The organism is Staphylococcus sp. Marseille-Q5304 (assembly GCF_943737015.1).
Lineage (GTDB): Bacteria > Bacillota > Bacilli > Staphylococcales > Staphylococcaceae > Staphylococcus > Staphylococcus hsinchuensis.
On the sequence record NZ_CALSFP010000001.1, the window covers coordinates 785438 to 805473 of the forward strand.

At 33.5% G+C, this 20036-nt stretch carries 18 protein-coding genes; 12 read left to right on the plus strand and 6 right to left on the minus strand.

The genetic code is table 11. The features are described from left to right. Positions 1 to 7: 7 nt before the first annotated feature. The gene (locus tag NGI30_RS04010; protein WP_251519803.1) at positions 8 to 1297 is read right to left on the minus strand and encodes a S1C family serine protease; all 1290 of its coding nucleotides are present in this window, start codon (positions 1295 to 1297) and stop codon (positions 8 to 10) included. A gap of 165 nt (positions 1298 to 1462) precedes the next feature. On the opposite strand from NGI30_RS04010, the gene NGI30_RS04015 reads away from it, so the two are divergent. The 3 genes from NGI30_RS04015 (at position 1463) to NGI30_RS04025 (ending at position 5103) form a co-directional block, all read left to right on the plus strand. After that, positions 1463 to 2083, plus strand: coding sequence for a lysophospholipid acyltransferase family protein (locus tag NGI30_RS04015; RefSeq protein WP_251942785.1), 621 nt, complete (start codon positions 1463 to 1465; stop codon positions 2081 to 2083). A gap of 140 nt (positions 2084 to 2223) precedes the next feature. Further along, entirely contained in the window at positions 2224 to 3702 is a 1479-nt protein-coding gene (gene nagE / locus NGI30_RS04020) for an N-acetylglucosamine-specific PTS transporter subunit IIBC (protein WP_251942787.1), read from the plus strand. Positions 3703 to 3981: 279 nt separating this feature from the next. Further along, on the plus strand, positions 3982 to 5103 hold the full coding sequence (locus NGI30_RS04025) for an HAD family hydrolase (RefSeq protein WP_251519807.1): 1122 nt from the start codon (positions 3982 to 3984) through the stop codon (positions 5101 to 5103). A 140-nt stretch (positions 5104 to 5243) separates the two neighbouring features. Here the strand turns inward: NGI30_RS04025 and serA are convergent, their stop codons facing one another. The 3 genes from serA to NGI30_RS04040 form a co-directional block, all read right to left on the minus strand. Continuing rightward, entirely contained in the window at positions 5244 to 6860 is a 1617-nt protein-coding gene (serA, locus tag NGI30_RS04030; RefSeq protein ID WP_251519814.1) for a phosphoglycerate dehydrogenase, read from the minus strand. Beyond that, on the minus strand, positions 6853 to 8013 hold the full coding sequence (locus NGI30_RS04035; protein ID WP_251519816.1) for a pyridoxal-phosphate-dependent aminotransferase family protein: 1161 nt from the start codon (positions 8011 to 8013) through the stop codon (positions 6853 to 6855). Before NGI30_RS04035 ends, serA begins: the two co-directional genes overlap by 8 nt. A 159-nt stretch (positions 8014 to 8172) precedes the next feature. Beyond that, positions 8173 to 8613, minus strand: coding sequence for an SACOL1771 family peroxiredoxin (locus NGI30_RS04040; RefSeq protein ID WP_251519818.1), 441 nt, complete (start codon positions 8611 to 8613; stop codon positions 8173 to 8175). A 78-nt stretch (positions 8614 to 8691) separates the two neighbouring features. On the opposite strand from NGI30_RS04040, the gene NGI30_RS04045 reads away from it, so the two are divergent. Then, positions 8692 to 9441: a glycerophosphodiester phosphodiesterase gene (locus NGI30_RS04045; protein ID WP_251519820.1), complete on the plus strand. Its 750-nt coding sequence runs from the start codon at positions 8692 to 8694 to the stop codon at positions 9439 to 9441. Between the two features lie 84 nt (positions 9442 to 9525). On the opposite strand, the gene rpsD is transcribed toward NGI30_RS04045, so the two are convergent. Then, the gene (gene rpsD / locus NGI30_RS04050) at positions 9526 to 10128 is read right to left on the minus strand and encodes a 30S ribosomal protein S4 (protein WP_251519829.1); all 603 of its coding nucleotides are present in this window, start codon (positions 10126 to 10128) and stop codon (positions 9526 to 9528) included. A gap of 252 nt (positions 10129 to 10380) precedes the next feature. Beyond that, entirely contained in the window at positions 10381 to 10845 is a 465-nt protein-coding gene (msrC, locus tag NGI30_RS04055) for a free L-methionine (R)-S-oxide reductase MsrC (RefSeq protein ID WP_251942789.1), read from the minus strand. A gap of 214 nt (positions 10846 to 11059) precedes the next feature. Between msrC and ezrA the strand changes: the two genes are divergently transcribed. The 8 genes from ezrA to NGI30_RS04095 all read left to right on the plus strand — a co-directional run bounded on the left by ezrA (position 11060) and on the right by NGI30_RS04095 (position 20001). Beyond that, on the plus strand, positions 11060 to 12751 hold the full coding sequence (gene ezrA, locus NGI30_RS04060; protein WP_251519859.1) for a septation ring formation regulator EzrA: 1692 nt from the start codon (positions 11060 to 11062) through the stop codon (positions 12749 to 12751). Positions 12752 to 13101: 350 nt separating this feature from the next. After that, on the plus strand, positions 13102 to 14238 hold the full coding sequence (locus NGI30_RS04065; protein WP_251942791.1) for a cysteine desulfurase family protein: 1137 nt from the start codon (positions 13102 to 13104) through the stop codon (positions 14236 to 14238). Next, on the plus strand, positions 14235 to 15458 hold the full coding sequence (gene thiI / locus NGI30_RS04070; RefSeq protein ID WP_251942793.1) for a tRNA uracil 4-sulfurtransferase ThiI: 1224 nt from the start codon (positions 14235 to 14237) through the stop codon (positions 15456 to 15458). The genes NGI30_RS04065 and thiI overlap by 4 nt, the downstream gene beginning before the upstream one ends. 94 nt (positions 15459 to 15552) lie before the next feature. Beyond that, complete coding sequence (locus NGI30_RS04075) at positions 15553 to 16326, plus strand: sulfite exporter TauE/SafE family protein (protein ID WP_251519865.1); 774 nt, start codon at positions 15553 to 15555, stop codon at positions 16324 to 16326. 245 nt (positions 16327 to 16571) lie between these two features. After that, positions 16572 to 17570, plus strand: coding sequence for a signal peptide peptidase SppA (gene sppA, locus NGI30_RS04080; protein ID WP_251519867.1), 999 nt, complete (start codon positions 16572 to 16574; stop codon positions 17568 to 17570). An 8-nt stretch (positions 17571 to 17578) separates the two neighbouring features. Next, positions 17579 to 18226: an RDD family protein gene (locus NGI30_RS04085; RefSeq protein WP_251519872.1), complete on the plus strand. Its 648-nt coding sequence runs from the start codon at positions 17579 to 17581 to the stop codon at positions 18224 to 18226. 86 nt (positions 18227 to 18312) lie between these two features. After that, positions 18313 to 18807, plus strand: a complete 495-nt coding sequence (gene tpx, locus NGI30_RS04090) for a thiol peroxidase (protein WP_251942795.1) — start codon at positions 18313 to 18315, stop codon at positions 18805 to 18807. Positions 18808 to 19053: 246 nt separating this feature from the next. Next, positions 19054 to 20001, plus strand: a complete 948-nt coding sequence (locus NGI30_RS04095) for a class I SAM-dependent methyltransferase (RefSeq protein ID WP_251519878.1) — start codon at positions 19054 to 19056, stop codon at positions 19999 to 20001. Positions 20002 to 20036 lie beyond the last annotated feature (35 nt).

The window sequence follows — 20036 nt, forward strand, 5'->3', positions numbered from 1 at the left end:
TTTTTTGTTATTGAAATAAGCCTGAGCCATCACTTGATCCTTGGTCGGGTTGTTGCTGAGTAGAAGATTGACTTTCACTATCTTTTTGTTTAGATAATTTAACTTTAATATCTTTCGTTTTGTTTTTCCGTTCAACTGTGATTGTGATAGTATCTCCTGGTTTTTTGTTGTGATAAAGATATGATTTTAAATCAGTGTCTTCTTTGATTGATTTACCATCAACTTTAGTGATGATGTCGCCTTCTTTTAAGCCATTATCCTTTTCTACTTTAGCAACGTAGATGCCGTCGTTGCGTTTTGTTTTTAATTCGTCTTTATAAGATTCTGGAATTTCACTCAAGTTTAATAAACCAATTCCAATTGAAGGGCGCTCGATTTTACCATGTTTTGCAAGTTCCTTGATTGTTTCTTTAACTTCATTACTAGGAATGGCAAATCCAATTCCTTCAACTTGTTCATTTGCAATCTTCATTGAATTAATTCCGACTAAATTACCATTAACGTCTACTAAGGCACCTCCAGAATTACCTGGATTAATAGCAGCATCAGTCTGAAGTACATTCACCTTATTATTACCAGATGAAGTTTGACTATCTATCGTTCTTTCATTTGCTGAAATGATGCCGGAAGTGACAGAATTGGCAAATTCTAAACCTAGTGGATTACCCATTGCAAAAACACTATCTCCCGTTTTAACTTTAGAAGAATTTGCAAATTGGATTGATTTTGTACCTTTCGTGTTATCTATTTTCAAAACAGCCATATCGGTTTGAGCGTCTTTACCGATAAGTTTAGCATCGACCTGCTTAGAATTATGTAATTGAACTTTGATTTCACTCGCATCATCGATGACGTGATTATTCGTAACAATGTAAGCAGAGCCGTTACTTTTTTGATAAATAACACCTGAACCTACGCCAGCTTCTTCTGATTTAGAAGATTTCCCTTTTAATAAATCATCTAATCCTTCAGCTTTTTGCATATTGATGACGCCGACAATTGCAGGTGAAACGTCATTAATCATCTGATTGACAGAGTCATATTTATCACTTTTACCATCTAGTGTATTACCACCACTTTTGGTATTCGTCGTTTCTTGAACTTTACCAGCATCTTTGTTAGACATTGTTCGGTCAATGATCTTTCCAACGCCTAGAACGAGTAAAGCACCGATAATACCTGCAATAAGTGCAACGATAATCGTTTTTAACCAAGGAAAACGTGATTTGTTATGACGACTATAACGCTGATTTGATTGTTCTTGATGTTGATTCATCCCATTATTAAAATCTGACATGTTTTACCTCCCAACTCGTCTATAAGTATTATTATCTAAGTTTTTTCAAATGATTTCTAGTGTAAAAACTTCATACTTTAGACTGAAATATAATTGTACTTGTTCGGAACAATTCTAAATGATAAAATCAGTAGGTGATAAAAAGCAAATAAAGTAGGTGGGAAAATGTATAGTTTTATCAGTGGTTTATTAAAGTTAATCATCGTTAAGTTAAGTCGTTCATTAGAAGTACAAGGTAAGGAGAATATACCCCAATTACATAAGTATGTAGTGACATGTACTCATGAAAGCTATAACGAAGTAATCATGTTAGGTATGGCAATTCATCCAAATCAAATTCATTATATGGCGAAAAAAGAATTATTTAACCATAAATTGTTTGGTAAGTTTTTATTATCTCTTAATGCCTTTCCTGTGGATAGAGAAAATCCAGGGCCAAGTACTTTAAAGAAACCAGTTAAACTAATTAAAGAGAACAAAACGGTTGGAATCTTCCCTACAGGTCAACGTAAAAAATATAGTGAAGGGGCACCTTTAAAACGAGGAGCTGCTACAATTGCAATGCTTTCAGGTGCACCGATATTACCTGCTGCTTACGTAGGGCCAAGTAAAATTATAGGATTAATTACTGGGAAAGCAATTATTAAATTTGGTGAACCAATCGAAACAAAAAATCTACCAAAAGAAATGAAACGTAATGAAAAGCTTGAATATATTACGAAAACGTTAGAGAGTCGTACGAAAACGTTACAAGACGAGCTCTATGCTTATGTTGGTAAAAAATAACTATATTGTTAATTCATGAAATGTTAAAATATATTATTAAATAATATGTTAAAATAACATTGTACAATAACGATATATGTTCGACACCACGTGTACAAATATTGTACGTGGTGTTTTTTTAATGAAAAGGGGGATTTGTTTTGTTAAGTTTCTTACAACGATTAGGTCGATCGTTAATGTTACCAGTTGCGGTATTACCAGCTGCTGCGATAATTGCAGGAATTGGTAACGCACTTAAAGCGATGCATATATTACCTACAGTAGCAAACTTCTTCAGTACTGCGGGACAAACGATACTAGAACAATTAGGGATTTTATTCGCCATTGGTGTAGCGCTTGGGATGGCAAAGAAAAATGATGGTGCAGTTGCATTGGCTGCAACAGTCGGTTATTTCTTAATAACAGGTGTATTAAGTCCTGAAAAGTTGGCACCGCTATTAGGTGAAAAACAGTCTCACGTAGATGCTGCTTTCGAACAAATGAATAATGGTAATGTACTTATTGGGTTGTTTGTTGCGTTAATCGCAGCATTTACATATAATAAATTTGCAGAAACAGAATTACCTGCTGCTTTATCTTTCTTTAGTGGTAAACGTTTAGTGCCAATTATGACTGCTTTCTTTAGTATCTTCTTAACTGTCGCAATGTTATTTATTTGGCCTGCAATTTATTCAGTTATAGTTAACTTCGGTAAATGGATTATAGATTTAGGACCATTTGGGGCATTTCTATATGGATTCTCTAATAGATTATTAATACCAACTGGATTGCATCATGCATTGAATACAGTATTTTGGTTTGATTTAGCTGGTATAAATGATATTGCTAAATTCCAGTCGGGAGATGGTGCTGAAAAAGGTGTTACTGGACGTTACATGGCTGGTTTCTTCCCAGTGATGATGTTTGGAGTGCCTGCTGCCGCACTAGCTATGTACCGTGCTGCTGAATCTAAACAGAAAAAACGTGTCTACGGTTTGATGCTAGCAGGTTCAATTTCAGCATTCTTTGTAGGTGTCACAGAACCCATTGAATTTGCATTTATGTTCGTTGCACCTGAATTATTTGTTATCCATGCATTTTTAACAGGTGTATCAATGTTTATAGCAGCATTGTTTCATTGGACAGCAGGATTTTCATTTAGTGCAGGTCTCATAGACTTTGTGCTGTCTCTAGTTAACCCTGTTGCGAATAAACCTTATATGTTAATTGTACAAGGACTCGTTTTCTTCGTAATGTATTACTTTGTTTTCAGAGCTGCAATTAAATTCTTAAAATTAAATACACCAGGCCGAGGAAACAATTTATTACCTGACCCAACTTCAGAAGAAGCTTCAACGGGAGACAAAGATAGCCAATCTGACAATCGCACGTCTAATAAATATGCGAAGACAGCAAGTCAAATACTTGATGGGCTAGGTGGTAAAGATAACGTTAAGACATTAACAAACTGTGCCACACGATTACGTATGGAGTTAAATGACAATTCAATTGTCGATGATAGTAAAATTAAAGGCGCTGGTGCAGTAGGCGTCACTAAGAGTGGTAAACATAATACGCAAGTTATCGTTGGTACTCAAGTACAACAGGTTGCAGATGAGATAGAAAAATTAATAGACTAGCATGTATCAACGTGTTAGTTTCACCAGAAGCTGAGACAAAAATAGTTGTCTCAGCTTCTTTGTCAATTAATGAGACTACGAAATAACTTTCTGTCCAAATCCATATTTTTAACAATAAATATAGCTATAGATAGTTCCTTTTAAAATATAAATTAACACTTAACTTTGAAAGGAGCTTATTTATGTTTGAAAAGTGAGTGAAATCTAATTGCGCTTTATTATAGGACATAGTACGATTAATACATATCAGAATTTTCTGATTAAAGGAGAGGCGATAGTATGAAATCGGTATTATTTGATGTAGATGGTGTATTTTTAAGTGAAGAAAGATGTTTTGATGTTTCTGCTTTAACTGTGTATGAGCTACTAATGAGTAAATCATATATAGGACTTGATCCTTCGTTTGAGTTTGAAGGTCTGACAGATCAACAAATCAATGATATTAGAAATACTGTATTTTATCATGATGAGATACTTAAGAAATTAAAGTCATTAGGCTTAAATTCTAATTGGGATATGTTATTTATTGTAGGGGCACTTCATTTTATTGAATTATGTAAGACACTACCACCACAAATGAAGGAAAGTGTATTAGAAGCAGAGAAATTTAATGAACAGACTTTACAAACTGTAGGCGGACAATTAGATGATATTACGCTTAATTTTGAATTACCATTATCATTTTTAGAAGGTGTTAAATCTGGAAAAGATAATATATATAAAGCGTTAATTACATATGCGAGCGAAACTTTGCACACTAACCAGACAGAGATATTTGAATTGAAGAGCCCATTCTGGAAATTGACTCAAGAAATTTATCAAGAGTGGTATTTAGGAGTAGAGCTATTTAAACAGGTTGAACAAAAAGAAAACCGTTCTTTATTTAAAAAGGGCTATATATACGAGGAAGTGGTTTTACGACCTGTCGAAGAAATCAAGCAATTATTAGCTGATTTAAAAGCAGCAGGCTACCATATTGCGATAGCAACAGGGAGACCACGTACAGAAACAATCGTTCCGTTCGAAACGATAGGGATTAAATCTTACTTTGATGAGAAATATATTGTCACAGCCAGTGAAGTATTAATTGCTGAAGATAAATTTCCACATTTAAAACCGTTGGGCAAGCCTAATCCATTTAGTTATTTAGCTACATTATCTGGTAATGATGAAAATGAATACGAAAGTTATACTACAAATCAAGAACAACGTGTAACAAAGGATGAAGTATTTATTGTGGGTGATTCGCTAGCCGATTTATTAAGCGCGAAAAAGATTGGCGCAACTTTTATCGGACCATTAACTGGTTTAAAAGGTCAACAGGCACGTGAAGAGTTAGAAAGTTATGAAGCGGATTATATTGTAAATCATGTAGGGGAAATTCGTGATATATTACTCTAACGTTATAAATAACGTATTTTAGATATTAAAACCCCTCTAACAGATATTTTAACTAAATCTGTTAGAGGGGTATATTTTTGGTTTTTCAACATTTTTAAAATAATGGAAATATGGCGCGTACATTAACTTTTTGCATTTACTTATAGAACGGGCTGCGTTTGTTCTATGTCTTCTAATTCAACACTTCGAACTTGGTTGAAACCTTCAATTTGATATAAACTTTCAATTACTTCTTGCGTAGCAGGATTATCAATTGAAAGAATCATTAAAGCATTTCCGCCTTGTTTAGAACGGCCTAAATGCATTGAAGCGATATTGATATTATATTCACCTAAGATTTGACCAGTTCGACCAACGATACCTGGTTTATCAGTATGATTTACTACAAGTTGGTGTCTTTCAGGTTTGAAATCAACAGGATATTCGTTGATTCGCACAATACGCGTACCGTAACCATTTAAAACTGTTGCACCGATTTTAATTTGTGTATCTTGGTTTACGAGTGTTAATTCAACGTAATTACTGAATCCACGATGTTTTGAATTTTTTTCTATATTATAAGATACACCTTGTTCATTCAGTGAAACTAAAGCGTTGATAAGGTTCACGCGTTCTCCTAAATCTTGGCGTAACACACCAGAAACAAGCGTTCTTGTTAATAAACTTGTATCATCTAAAGCGATATCGCCTTCATATTTAATGTGTAATTCACGCGGAGCTTTTTCTAATAATTGAATACCAACTTCTCCAGTTAATTTACTTAATTCGATATATGGTTTTAATTCTTCATTGATGACATCATATGTCATTTTTGGAGCGTTAATTGCATTGAGTACATTTCCATTTTCAAATATATCAATAATTTCATTCGCCACTGAGATTGCGACTTTTTCTTGAGCCTCTACTGTTGATGCACCTAAATGAGGTGTGACAATAACTTTATCATTCTTAACGATAGGTGATTCTGTTGCAGGTTCATTTTCAAATACGTCAATTGCAGCTGCTTGTATTTTATCTTCATCTAAAGCTTTCACTAATGCCTCTTCATCGATAATACCACCACGTGCGACATTGATAATCTGTAACGTTGGCTTTGCGCGTTGGAAGAATGCTTCATTGACAATGCCTTTCGTTTTAGGCGTGAGTGGGGTATGCACAGTGACAAAATCAGATTGCTCTGCAATTTCTTCTACCGTAGCTAAAGTAATATTTAGTTCTTTAGCTTTATCTTCAGAAAGGTAAGGGTCAAAGGCTAGTATACGCATGCCGAAACTTTGCGCACGTCTCGCAACACCAATACCGATTCTTCCGGCACCTATTACACCTAAAGTTTTATTATATAACTCTGTACCTCTATACGCTTTTCGATCCCAGCGACCGTCCTTTAAAGATTGATGTGCTTGTGGAATATTACGCGCCATTGATAAAATCATAGCCATTGAATGTTCAGTTGCAGAAATGGTATTTCCGTCAGGCGCGTTAATTACAATGACACCGTGTTTTGTAGCAGCATCAATATCTATGTTATCTACACCAACACCTGCTCTTGCAATGACTTTTAAATTTGGCGCAGCTGCAATAACATCTTGAGTCACTTGTGTTTGACTACGTACGATAAGCCCTTCATAGTTAGCTATTTTTTCGATAAGTTGCTGTTCATCTAAATCGGTATGCGTATCTACTTCAAAATCATCGTGCTCAAAAAGACTTTTTAAACCTTCTGGTGAAATTGGATCAGAAACTAAAATTTTATACATAAGCTTTAATAACCTCCATATATTGAGTAATTGCTGTTCCGATATATGATTTCTGTCTAAAGTCAGAAACTAAAATTTCAAGTGCTGATACAACATGTAAGATATCAAATGGTGAAATTTGTCCCATGTGTCCGATACGTAATATTTCGCCTTTTAAATGTCCTTGACCACCAGCAATTGTAATATTGAAACGAGACTTGAGTTCACCTTTAAGATAATTGAGTTCTTCCTTTGATTGAGGTACAAAGGCAGTAACAGTAGGTGAAGCATACTCATCTTGTACGAGTAGCTCTAACTCTAAAGCTTTTAAAGCTTGTCTCAATGCATCTCTTATCGCATAATGTCTAGAAATAACATTTTCTAAACCTTCTCGTTCTATTAATTTCGCGTAAGCATTTACACCTCGAAAGAGTGAAACATTCGGTGTGAATGGTGTAGAATTCTTAGAAAGTGAGGTTAAATATTTATTTAAGTCTAAATAAAATCTTGGCGTCGTCACTTCGCTAAATCGTTCTTTTGCACGATCATTGTACGCCACGAAAGCAAGGCCAGGGGGTAACATGATTGCTTTTTGACTGCCTGATACGAGCACATCAATATCATCACGTTCAAGGTCGACGTCGACTGCACCGATACAACTTACTCCATCTACAATGAAATAGATAGAATCATCGAATTGTTTTAATGCATGGCCGAGTTCATTAACTGGATGTAATACAGCGGTAGAAGTCTCACAATATTGACTGAAGACTGCTGTAATAGAAGTGTTTAATGATTGTAGATAGTCCATAAATGCATCAACATCTACTGCTTGTCCCCATTCCACATCGTATATATGTACATTGTTGTAGTAGGTCTCTGCAATTTGTTTGAAACGATTACCAAATGCGCCAGAAACAATAATAACAATTTCGTCGTCTGGATTAGCGATATTTAACATACTTGCTTCTAAAGCGCTTGTTCCACTTGATGTTAGAATCATGACATTATTCTTTGTACCAAATGTTGGTTTAAGTGCTTGGAATGCTTCCTCTGCAATTGCTTCAAAGTCAGTTGACCGATGTCCTACCATTGGTTGTTGTGTTGCATGTAAAATTTCTTGAGCTACAGGAGTAGGACCAGGTGTTAATAACAAAGCGTTATAATAGTTCATTGAATAATCCCCCCAAATGAATAAGATTTAATAAGTTTAGCAAATTTTCTGATAATAAAAAAGTATTAAATTGTGAAAATAAAGAAAATTAGGAAAATTAAACCGAGATGTAAGGGCATACATCTTTAGTATATAGGACTTAGTGAAATATTTAAAAAATTATACAATTTTTGGTTCGATTTCGACGATCACATTGCCTTTTATAGAATTAGAAATCATACAATTGCTATCTGCAATTTTTAATAATTTATCAATTTTTTTAATAAGTTTTTGTTTTTGTGTATCATTTACAGTAATTTGTGGGTAATGAATGATAGAGTGCATTTTAAATTTGCCTTTTTCAAGCATAGCATTACCGACGCTTGATTGTTCAATATGAATATCTTTGAAACCTGAGCGTTCTAACACTGTTGCTAGTGAAATGATATAGCAAGAGGATGCTGCGGATACAAGTAATTCATCAGGGTTGGTTCCTATACCATTACCACCTAATCCGGATGGAATCGAGATTTGTTCATTTAGTACATCACCTGTTAAGTCACCGTGAGCATTTCGCCCATCTTGCCACTGTGTTTTTACTTTAAATTGATGTTTTACCATTATCGGCACCTCCGTAATATAGATAATAATTTAAGTTTAGATGATTATTTTAAATAAAGAAAGGGGAGATGTTTTTTCATGGTTGAAACGCATGGGAAAAATATAACTTTAGTTGCACATAGAGGTTTATCTCTAGAATACCCAGAAAATACTAAAGTTGCATATAAAGCAGCATTAAAAGAAAATATTGATATTTTAGAAATTGATATTCACCGCACTAAGGATGATTACTTTGTAGCCATACATGATGATACGATAAACCGTACTTCTAATGGTGAAGGTAAAATAAGAAAAGAAACGCTTGAAGAGTTAAAAAAATATGATATTGGTGCTTGGAAAGATATTAAATATTCAGCGTCAGTTATACAAACGCTTGATGAGGTCATTGAATTAATCAAGGATCATCCACAAAAGTTATTAATTGAATTAAAAGATCCAAGTAAATATCGAGGCATCGAAGAAGAAATTGTAGAATTTTTACATAATAGTGATTTATCTAACGATAGAATTATCGTTCAATCTTTTAATCATAAAACAATTAAAAAGATGTATAAGATTGGCGTTGAATTTGAATTAGGTGTATTGGTAAGTAAAAGAAATTATTGGTATAAATTACCGAGATTCAAAAAAATAAGCAAATTTGCTCATTATGTAAATCCAAATGCAGCACTCGTAAGAAAAAGATTTATTAAAAAAGCGCATGAGTATAATTTAAAGGTCATGCCCTATACTGTTAATGCCCCTAAAAAAGCAAAATCTTTAATCGATTTAGGGGTCGACGGTTTAATCTCAGACACACCAGATACATTACTCAATGAAGAAACATAATATACAAAAAACCACGCAGAAACAAATGCTTCTGCGTGGTTTATTATGGAATCGTAAATTCCTAAAGTTATTAACCAACTCAGCTTATCTTGAGTAGTACTCAACGATAAGTTGTTCGTTGATTTCAGCTGGTAATTCGCTACGTTCTGGAATGCGTACGAATTTACCTTTTAAGTTGTCAGCATCAAATTCTAAGTAATCAGGTACAAAGTTATTGATTTCAACTGATTCAGCAATGATATCTAATTTCATAGATTTTTCACGAACTGAAACTTCTTGACCAGGTTTTAATGTGTAAGATGGGATATCAACACGTTTACCATCAACTTCGATGTGACCGTGGTTAACGATTTGACGAGCTTGACGGCGTGTACGTGCTAAACCTAATGAATATACAACAGCGTCTAAACGAGCTGCTAATAATTGCATGAAGTTTTCACCGTGTACACCGTGTTGGTTACCAGCGATTTCGAATGTGTTACGGAATTGTCTTTCAGTCATTCCATATAAGTAACGTAATTTTTGTTTCTCACGTAATTGTAACGCATATTCTGATAATTTTTTACGTTGGTTTGGTCCATGTTGACCTGGAGCGTATGGACGTTTTTCTAATTCTTTACCTGTACCGCTTAGAGAGATACCTAAACGACGAGATTTCTTCCAATTTGAACCTCTGAATCGAGCCATAATAGGACTCCTCCTTTTTCTTTTTTGTTGTTATGAAAAAACAAAAAAGATGTTGTATGCTTAGTTGGATATGTTGTTTTATGTGTCCTCGCCTCATAGCTACGGTTACACGGCACGTCCGCGTTGGGAACAACATAGAGCCAATTAATATACAACTGCTATTTCGTTAATTCACACAAAGTTCATTGTACCACGATAAACAAAACTGTCAATAAGGTTTAGTGTTTTTCTTCAAATAAGTATGAACAGATTTTATTTGATGCGTTGTTCAATAATTTGTACAACTTTCTTTAATTCGGTTGCATCCGTTTCAGAAAATCGACCTTTAATCGGGGCATCAATATCAAGTACACCTATCACATCATTATCTTTATGTACAGGGATAACGAGCTCTGATTTACTATTAGCATCACATGCGATATGTCCTGGAAAAGCATGAACATCATCAATACATTGTGTCGTATCATCCTGGACTGCGGTACCACAAACGCCTTTACCAATAGGAATATGCATACATGCTGGATGTCCTTGGAACGGTCCTAAAATTAATTCATTCTCGTTGATTAAATAAAACCCGACCCAATTAATTTGAGGAAGTGTATCATTTAATAAAGCGGATATATTACTTAATATTGCAATTAAATTAGACTCATCTTCAATAAGACTTTCAACTTGTTTCTGCAAAAGATCATAGTTAGTTTGTTTCATTTCTGTCATATGGGTACCTCGCTTTTTACTTTTCATTTAGTATAAAGACTGTTTTAATAGTAATCAATCAAATGATTTTAAACTGAGAGATAATTTGTATTTCAAAATGTGTGACCACAATAAAATATTTGTAATTTTATCTTCAATTCACTCATTTTCTATTTTAATGGATGTGTTAATTACGTTATAATGGAAGGTGATAAAATAGGAGGAGAAAAAATATATGGTGTTGTATATAATTTTAGCAATTATTATCGTTATACTGATCGTAGTCGGTATATTATTTTATATGCGTTCGAGCAAAAGCAAAATGATTGAAAAAGCCGAATCGCGTAAAGAAGAGGTAAAGAAATTACCATTCGATGAAAGTTTGAATAAACTTTCAAAGCACAAATTAACAGGTGAAACTAAATCCACATATGAAGGATTAAAGAAATCATCAGAAGATAGTAAAAACAAATATCTTGTTCCAGTCGAAGAAAAGATTCATAATGCTGAAGATTTATTGTATAAATTTAAATTTTCTCAAGCCGAAAATGAAATCAACGAAGCCCATGAGTTTATGGATCAATACGAAGCAAATTATAATTCTATGACGAATGATGTTGAAAAAATTAATTCCGTACATAAAGAAAATGATCAACTTTATAATGATTGTAAAAATGATTATAGAGAAATGAAACGTGATGTATTGGCAAATAGACATCAATTTGGTGAAGCAGCAGAACCACTTGAACATGAAATTGAATCATTTGTTCCTGAAATGGAACAATATGAAGCCTATAAAGCAGAGGGTAACTATAATCAAGCGCATCAACATATCAAGACGTTACATGAAGATATGGATTTCTTAAAACGTGATATGGCTGAAATACCTGATTTAATCAGAGAAGCTCAAAAGGAATTACCAGGTCAATTTCAGGATTTAAAATATGGTTGTAGAGATTTGAAGGTTGAAGGTTACGACTTAGATCATGTTAAGGTTGATAGTAATTTACAAACGTTGAAGACGGAACTTAGTTTTGTAGAACCTATGATAAGTCGATTAGAACTTGACGAAGCCAATGAGAAGTTAGCAGCAATTAACGATAAATTAGATGAAATGTATGAGTTAATTGAAATTGAAGTAAAATCTAAAAACTCAGTGGAAGAATCTAAAGAAGTAATTACAGATGACTTATTTAAAGCGAAAGAAATGAACTATACACTCCGTACAGAAATAGAATATGTACGAGAAAATTACTACATCAACGAAAGTGATGTTCAAAACGTTAGATTATTTGAAAATGAAATTCAAAATTTAATCTCAGTTTATGATGAAATTTTAGGTGAGATGTCAAAATCAGCTGTTCGTTATAGCCAAGTTGGTGACAATCTTAAATATATTGAAGAGCATGTTGTTGTCATTAATGAAAAACAAGAAAAATTACAAAACCATCTCATCCAATTAAGAGAAGATGAGTCAGAAGCAGAAGACAACATTCTTCGCGTTCAAGCGAAAAAAGAAGAAGTTTATAGAAAGTTACTTGCTTCAAATTTACCAAGTGTGCCTGAACGTTTCGTTATTATGAAAAACGAAATTGATTATGAAGTACGTGAAATAAATGATAAGTTCAGTGTTCGACCTATTCACGTAAAGCAATTAAAGGATAAAGTTTCTAAAGTTGTGTTACAGATGAATAAATTCGAAGACGAAGCAACAGACGTATTAGTCAATGCAGTTTATGCAGAAAAACTTATCGAATATGGTAATAGATACCGTAAAGACAATACAAATGTTGATAAGAGTCTAAACGAAGCCGAACGACTCTTCAAAAACAATCGATATAAACGTTCAATTGAAATTTCTGAACAGGCGTTAGAAAGTGTCGAACCTGGTGTTACAAAACATATTGAACAACAAGTCATTAATTAATAAAAATATAGTTACGGTGAGTAATTTATACTGAAAAGCCAACCCAAAAGATAAATTTAATCTTTTGGGTTGGTTTTTTAATTTTCACGAATATATAAAGAACTGTTCTAGACGTAAGTTGAGGGAATTGGTAAGATGTTTTATGCGAGTTAAAAGTATATTCATTATAAGATTAAATTAAAAGCAATGATTATTATTGATAAAAAATGAATTGGAAATAACCATTTTCAATTTGCGATACAATATTTGATTTGAAGTGGCTTTTCAAACATGGTGATGAGGCGTATAATAATCAAATTGTAATTAATGAATAAGAGATAACAGCTATCGAAATAAAAGGAGTGAACAAAGTGATATACCTTGATAATGCCGCTACGACGAAACCTAATAAAGATGTTTTAGACACGTTTTTAAAAGTAAATGAGTCATTGTATTTTAATCCAAATAGTCCTCACCAAGCTGGACTCCAAGCAGAACAATTATTACAACAGACAAAATCACAAATAAAATCGTTATTTAACATAAAAAATGAATATGATATTTTGTTCACGAGTGGCGCTACAGAGTCCAATAATATCGCAATCAAAGGCATAGCTCGAAAGAAAAAAGATTCTGCAAATGAAATTATCACTTCGTTATTGGAACATCCATCTGTACTAGAAGTTGTCCGAGCACTAGAGGATGAAGGTTTCGTAATAAAATATGTGGACGTGACGTCTGAAGGTAAAATCAATTTAGACCATCTAGAAGAACTCATGTCAGACCGCGTAGCATTGGTGACATGTATGCATGTGAATAATATTATGGGACAAATTCAACCTATAAAAGAAGTTGCAAATATCGTACATCAATATCCGAAAGCACATTTACATGTAGATGCTGTTCAAGCTATTGGTAAAGTAGATTTAATATTCGAAGGTGTTGATACTTTAAGTTTAAGCGGTCATAAATTTAATGGTCTAAAAGGGCAAGGCGTGTTGTTTGTACGTAACGTTCATCAATTAGAAACCATAGTTCATGGCGGTGGCCAAGAATTTGGAGTTCGTAGTGGGACGGTTAATTTACCCATAGATATAGCAATCGTGAAAGCGATGAAACATGCAGTTACACATACAGAACAACTTTTTAAACAATTATTGCAATTCAATAACGATTTACGACAATTCTTAAATCAGTTTTCAGGCGTGAAAATTAATTCGCCTCAAGATGCCGCATCGCATATATTGAATGTCGGCTTTCCAGGTGTTAAAGGAGAAGTGCTCGTAAACGCGTTTTCAAAACGTGATGTGATGCTCTCGACGACGAGTGCTTGTTCATCAAAGAAAGCGAGCTTGAATGAAGTACTGCTATCAATGAATATCCCAGCCAAATGTATAGAGGGAAGTATTCGAATTTCAATGGGTGCAAATACTACAGAAACTGATATTAATCAATTTAAACAGAACTTTACAGAAGTCTATGAAGAAGTGAGGGAGTTGTTACAATGATTTACGATCATTTATTAGTAAGATACGGTGAACTAACGTTAAAGGGCGCAAATCGTAAGATGTTTGTTAACCAGTTACGTTCAAATACGAAACGTGCATTAATGCCTTTACAAGGATATAAAGTGAAAGCAAATAGAGATAGAATGTATATAGAATTAGAGCAAGATGCTGATATGGAAGAAATGTGTAACCGTCTTAAACAAGTATTCGGCATTTATTCTATCAGTCCCGTGTTAAAGATTGAAAAAGATATTGCCACAATTAAAGCACAAGCCATTGAATTTGCTCATCAATATAAAGAAAATGATACTTTTAAAATAGATGTAAAACGTTCAGATAAGAACTTTGAATATGATACTTTTCAATTACAACGTGAAGTAGGCGGTGCTGTATTATCTGAAACTGACCATTTATCGGTAGATGTACATCATCCTGATCACGTAATTAAGATAGAAGTACGTCACGATGCAATTTACATTTATGATCGTGTCATTGAAGGTGCAGGTGGCTTACCAGTTGGCACAGGCGGTAAAACATTACTTATGTTATCTGGTGGAATAGATTCACCCGTAGCTGGAATGGAAGTAATGCGTAGAGGCGTAACTATTGAAGCAATCCACTTCCATAGTCCACCATTCACAAGTGAAAAAGCAAAAGATAAAGTAATTGAATTAACACGTATCTTATCTGAACACGTAGGTGAAATTAAATTATACATTGTCCCATTCACAGAACTACAAAAACAAATTCATAAAGTTGTTCATGAAAGGTATACGATGACATCTACGCGTCGTATGATGATGCGCGTTGCAGATAAAGTTGTACATCAAGTCGGTGCAAATGCAATTGTAAACGGTGAAAATTTAGGACAAGTAGCAAGTCAAACATTAAAAAGTATGTATGCTATCAATGCAGTAACTTCTACGCCAGTATTACGTCCGTTATTGACGTTAGATAAAGAAGAAATCGTTCATAAAGCAAAACAAATAGGAACTTTCGATGTGTCAATCCAACCATTTGAAGATTGTTGTACAATCTTTACACCTAAAAATCCTGTTACTGAACCAGATTATGATAAAGTGTTAAAATACGAAGAAGGTTTTGATTTTGAAGAAATGATTCAAAGTGCTGTAGATAATGTAGAAACTATAAATATAGATAAAAATTATGAAAGCAAAAAAGATAGTGAAACAAATTCATTAGCAAAAGATTTGTTTTGATTTTTAACTTTTATAAAAAGTATGGTATGATTCTGAATGTCTTTTATTTATATATAAAATGATCAAAAAGTTATAATAGTTAGGAGTTAGCACAGTGTTACAACCAGATATTTCAATTATTTTGATCATCGTAGGTTTAGGTTTTTTAGCGGCATTCATTGATTCAGTCGTAGGTGGGGGCGGACTCATCTCGATACCTGCATTACTCTCTGTCGGCATGGCACCCTCAGTGGCCCTTGGAACGAATAAATTAGCAAGTTCGTTCGGGTCATTAACAAGTGCTGTGCGTTTTACAAGAGCAAGAAAGGTAGATTTAAAGCTTGTAGGGAAACTATTTCCATTCGTATTCGTAGCAGCGATTGGTGGGGCTTGTTTAGCAATTATATTACCACCTGAACTGTTAAAACCATTAGTAATCGTCGTTTTAACCTTTGTATTGATTTATACTTTAGTTAAGAAAGATTGGGGCAGTGTCCGTTCTGTAAAGAAATTCACTATAGGTAAAGCAATCGTCTTCGTCCTATTGATGAGTGGTATTGGCTTTTATGATGGATTTCTAGGTGGCGGCACTGGTTCATTTATGTTATTTGGACTACTGATGTTTGGTTTTGACTTTTTAAGTGCTGCAGGAAATACCAAAGTGCTTAACTTCGCTTCAAATGTAGGTGGATTAGTGCTATTTATGTTTCTAAATGAAGTAGATTATTTTTATGGAATAATCATGGCGCTTAGTATGATCGTTGGATCATATGCTGGTACAATGTTTGCACTGAAAAAAGGTGTAGGTTATGTTAAAATTTTATTCATAATTGTAACCGCTATCTTAATCGTTAAAAATACCTACGATTACATTATGACATTAATTTAAAATATTTTACGTCTGGATTATAAAGTACTCAGACCGGTATTCATGGCAATTTCTATTGAAATAATATAGAAATTGCCTTTTATTTTTATTAAATCATTCGGGATATAAGTAAAATGCACAATGATTATCAAGCTGATTTAAGTTTTTCTACATATGAAAATAATAGTTAACTGAGGTGTACATATATATAATTCTTATGTTTAAATTAATAGTGAAATAAAATATTGTATATAGGAGTATGTGTAATGTCGAAAAAGAGAATAATTGCAATTATTATAGCAGTCGTTATCGTATTAGGTGGCATATTCATGAGCACTATTTCTACGATTGTTACGAGCATGTTTAGTGATTCTGGTGCGACGTCTGACATGAACCCGTTCCCAGAAACGGTCGAAAAAGACGGAAATTCAAATAAACGTATTGCGCATTTAACATTGAATGGTGAAATTACAGAAGGAACAGGCGCTGATGCGTTTGGTGGAAGTACGGGTTATAACCACGAAGCGTTTCTAAAGCAACTCGATGTCGTTAAAAGAGATGACACAGTTAAAGGTGTGTTATTAACCGTAAATTCTCCAGGTGGAGGTACATATCCAAGTGATGAAATTTATAAAAAAATTAAGGACATAAAGAAAAAAGGTAAAAAAGTCTACGTACATATGGGCACAATGGCCGCTTCTGGAGGTTATTATATTTCAGCACCTGCTAATAAGATATATGCAGGGCCACAATCAATGACAGGTTCAATTGGTGTTATTATGTCTAACTTAGATTACTCTGAATTACAACATAGACTTGGTGTAAAAGAAAACGTAATTAAATCTGGGGCTCATAAAGATATAATGAGTAGTTCACGTAAAATGTCTAAAGAAGAACGTAATATATTACAATCTGTTTTAGATGATAGTTACAATCGATTTGTGAATATCGTGGCAGAAGGTCGAGATATGCCGAAGAAAAAAGTTAAAAAATTAGCAGATGGCCGTATATATAGTGCCCAACAAGCAGAAGATAACGGTTTAATTGATAAGATTAGTTACGAAGATAAAACCATTAAAGATTTGAGAAAAGATATACATGCAAAAGATGCAGAAGTTTTCCAATATGATCAAGAAGGTGGTTTCTTCCCTGGTCTATTCCAAACTAAAGCAACAATCACACAATTCAAAAATGATCTTCACGGTTTAAAATCAATTATTAACAATGATTCTAATGCCAAACCGATGTATTTGTATGAAGGGTAGGTGTTACGATGAGCGATAATAACAATAATGCTTATAAGAATAGTTATAATAAACAGTTTGATATACATCCGACTAATGAGTATGACCAACAAGGAGAATCGAACAGTGATCGTGACGCACAACATACAAAGCATTCGTCACAACAAGATGCACAAACACAAACCAATCAAAGTGAAACATCTGATTTGTATCACCAAGAAGTAGCGAAAGCGATTTATGCGGGATTTGGAATAAGATTCTTTAGTTTCATCATAGATTTGTTAGTATTATTTGGAGTTGGCGCTTTCGTATTAAGTCCAATATATGCCTTCACGCATATCGATGAAGCAAAGTTATGGATTGATTACTTTAGTATAGGCCATTTAATAGACGCATTATTATTTTATTTATATTTTGTCTTAATGACTAAATATTTCAAACAAACAATAGGTAAGATGATATTTAATATTAGAGTCGAACGCATTGATAGAAAGACTTTAAAATGGTCCGACGTGTTATTTAGAGAGTGGATTGGTCGAATTATTTGTGGTGTGTTTGCTTGTCTACCGTATTTAGTAGTTATTTTTACTCCACAACACAGAGGTATACATGATTACTTTGCAGATACAGTCGTTATTAAAAATAAATTAGAAAAGTTATTTTACGAGAAAAAATAACAAAATGTACAAGCAAGATCTTTTCATTTATAGATGTTGTATCGTTATAATGACGTTAGTCAACATAATTTAAGGAGGCATACACAATGACACAAATTACATTTAAACAGGAGCCAGTTACTTTATTAGGTTCACCAGTGAAAGTAGGAGACACAGCTCCTGATTTTACCGTTTTAGCTAATGATTTAAGCGAGGTAAATTTATCTAAATATGATGGGAAGAAAAAATTAATTAGCGTAGTCCCATCAATCGATACAGGTGTATGTGACCAACAAACACGTAAATTTAATGAAGAAGCTTCACAAGAAGATGGTGTTGTCTTAACAATTTCTGTAGACTTACCATTTGCACAAAAAAGATGGTGTGCTTCAAATGGTCTAGATAACGTTATTACATTGAGCGATCATAAAGATTTATCATTCGGTAAAAGCTACGGCGTAATTATGGAAGAATTGCGATTATTAGCACGTTCAGTATTTGTATTAGATGAAAATAATAAACTTGTGTATACTGAAGTCGTGCCAGAAGGTACAGATTTCCCAGACTTTGAAGCAGCATTAAATGCTTATAAAAATATTTAAATATAATTTTGAATTGCCGTGAATTTTATATATTGTAGATTAGTCACGCATTCTTATTATAAAAAGATAGAAATATTGACATAATAAAGTAAACTGTCCATAATAGTTGAGTCATACAAGGTTGAGATTTGCATTACTTGAGTTGTTTTAAGTGAGATACTTTATAAATATTTTGAAACAACGATGTATTTGCAATGCCTTTATTTCAAACAATTTATGGACAGTTTTTTTAGAAAGGACTATTCAATGACACAAGAAGAAACAGTATTGGAAAGATTATTCCAGACATTAGACGACAAAACAAAATCATTAAACAAAGAAAATGGTCAAAGTTTAATTGAAAATTTAGGTTTAGCTATGGAAGATGTCTATACTAATCAAAGAGATTTGTTAGAGCAAGCTACGTTACAAGATCGTAGAAAGGCATTTCAATTCACTTATTTAAGTTTATTACAACAAGAAGATATTCAAGCAAATCATCAAATTACACCGGATTCAATTGGTTTAATTTTAGGATTTTTAGCACAACGCTTTTTAAAAAATAAAGATGAAATGCATGTAGCTGATATTGCGAGTGGTGCAGGTCATTTAAGTGCCTCTATTCATGAAGTAATGATGGAAAGTACATTAATGCACCATCTCGTTGAAGTTGATCCAGTATTATCAAGAGTAAGCGTTCATTTGGCTAATTTCTTAGAGATACCGTTCGATGTTTACCCCCAAGATGCAATTATGCCATTACCGTTTGAAGAAGCAGATGTTGTGGTAGGAGATTTACCAATAGGGTATTATCCTATTGATGAACGTAGCCAACAAATGACTTTAGGTTTTAAAGAAGGACACAGTTATTCTCATCATCTCTTAATCGAACAAGCTGTGGCTGCATTGAGACCTTCAGGTTTTGCATTTCTAATTGTACCAACACATATCTTTGAAGGTGACAAAGTGAAACAGCTTCAAAATTTCATTGCAACAGAGACAGAAATGCAAGCATTTTTAAACTTACCTAAAACATTGTTTAAAAATGAAAAAGCTAGAAAATCGATCTTAATATTACAGAAGAAAGAAACTAATGTAACACGCCCTGTAGAGGTGCTTTTAGCAAACATTCCAGATTTTAAAAACCCACAACAGTTCCAAGCATTTTTACAGGATTTAAATAGTTGGATGGAACAAAACCATTCAGAATTATAAACTGTAATATCCTTGAATTTGATCTGTATTAATGG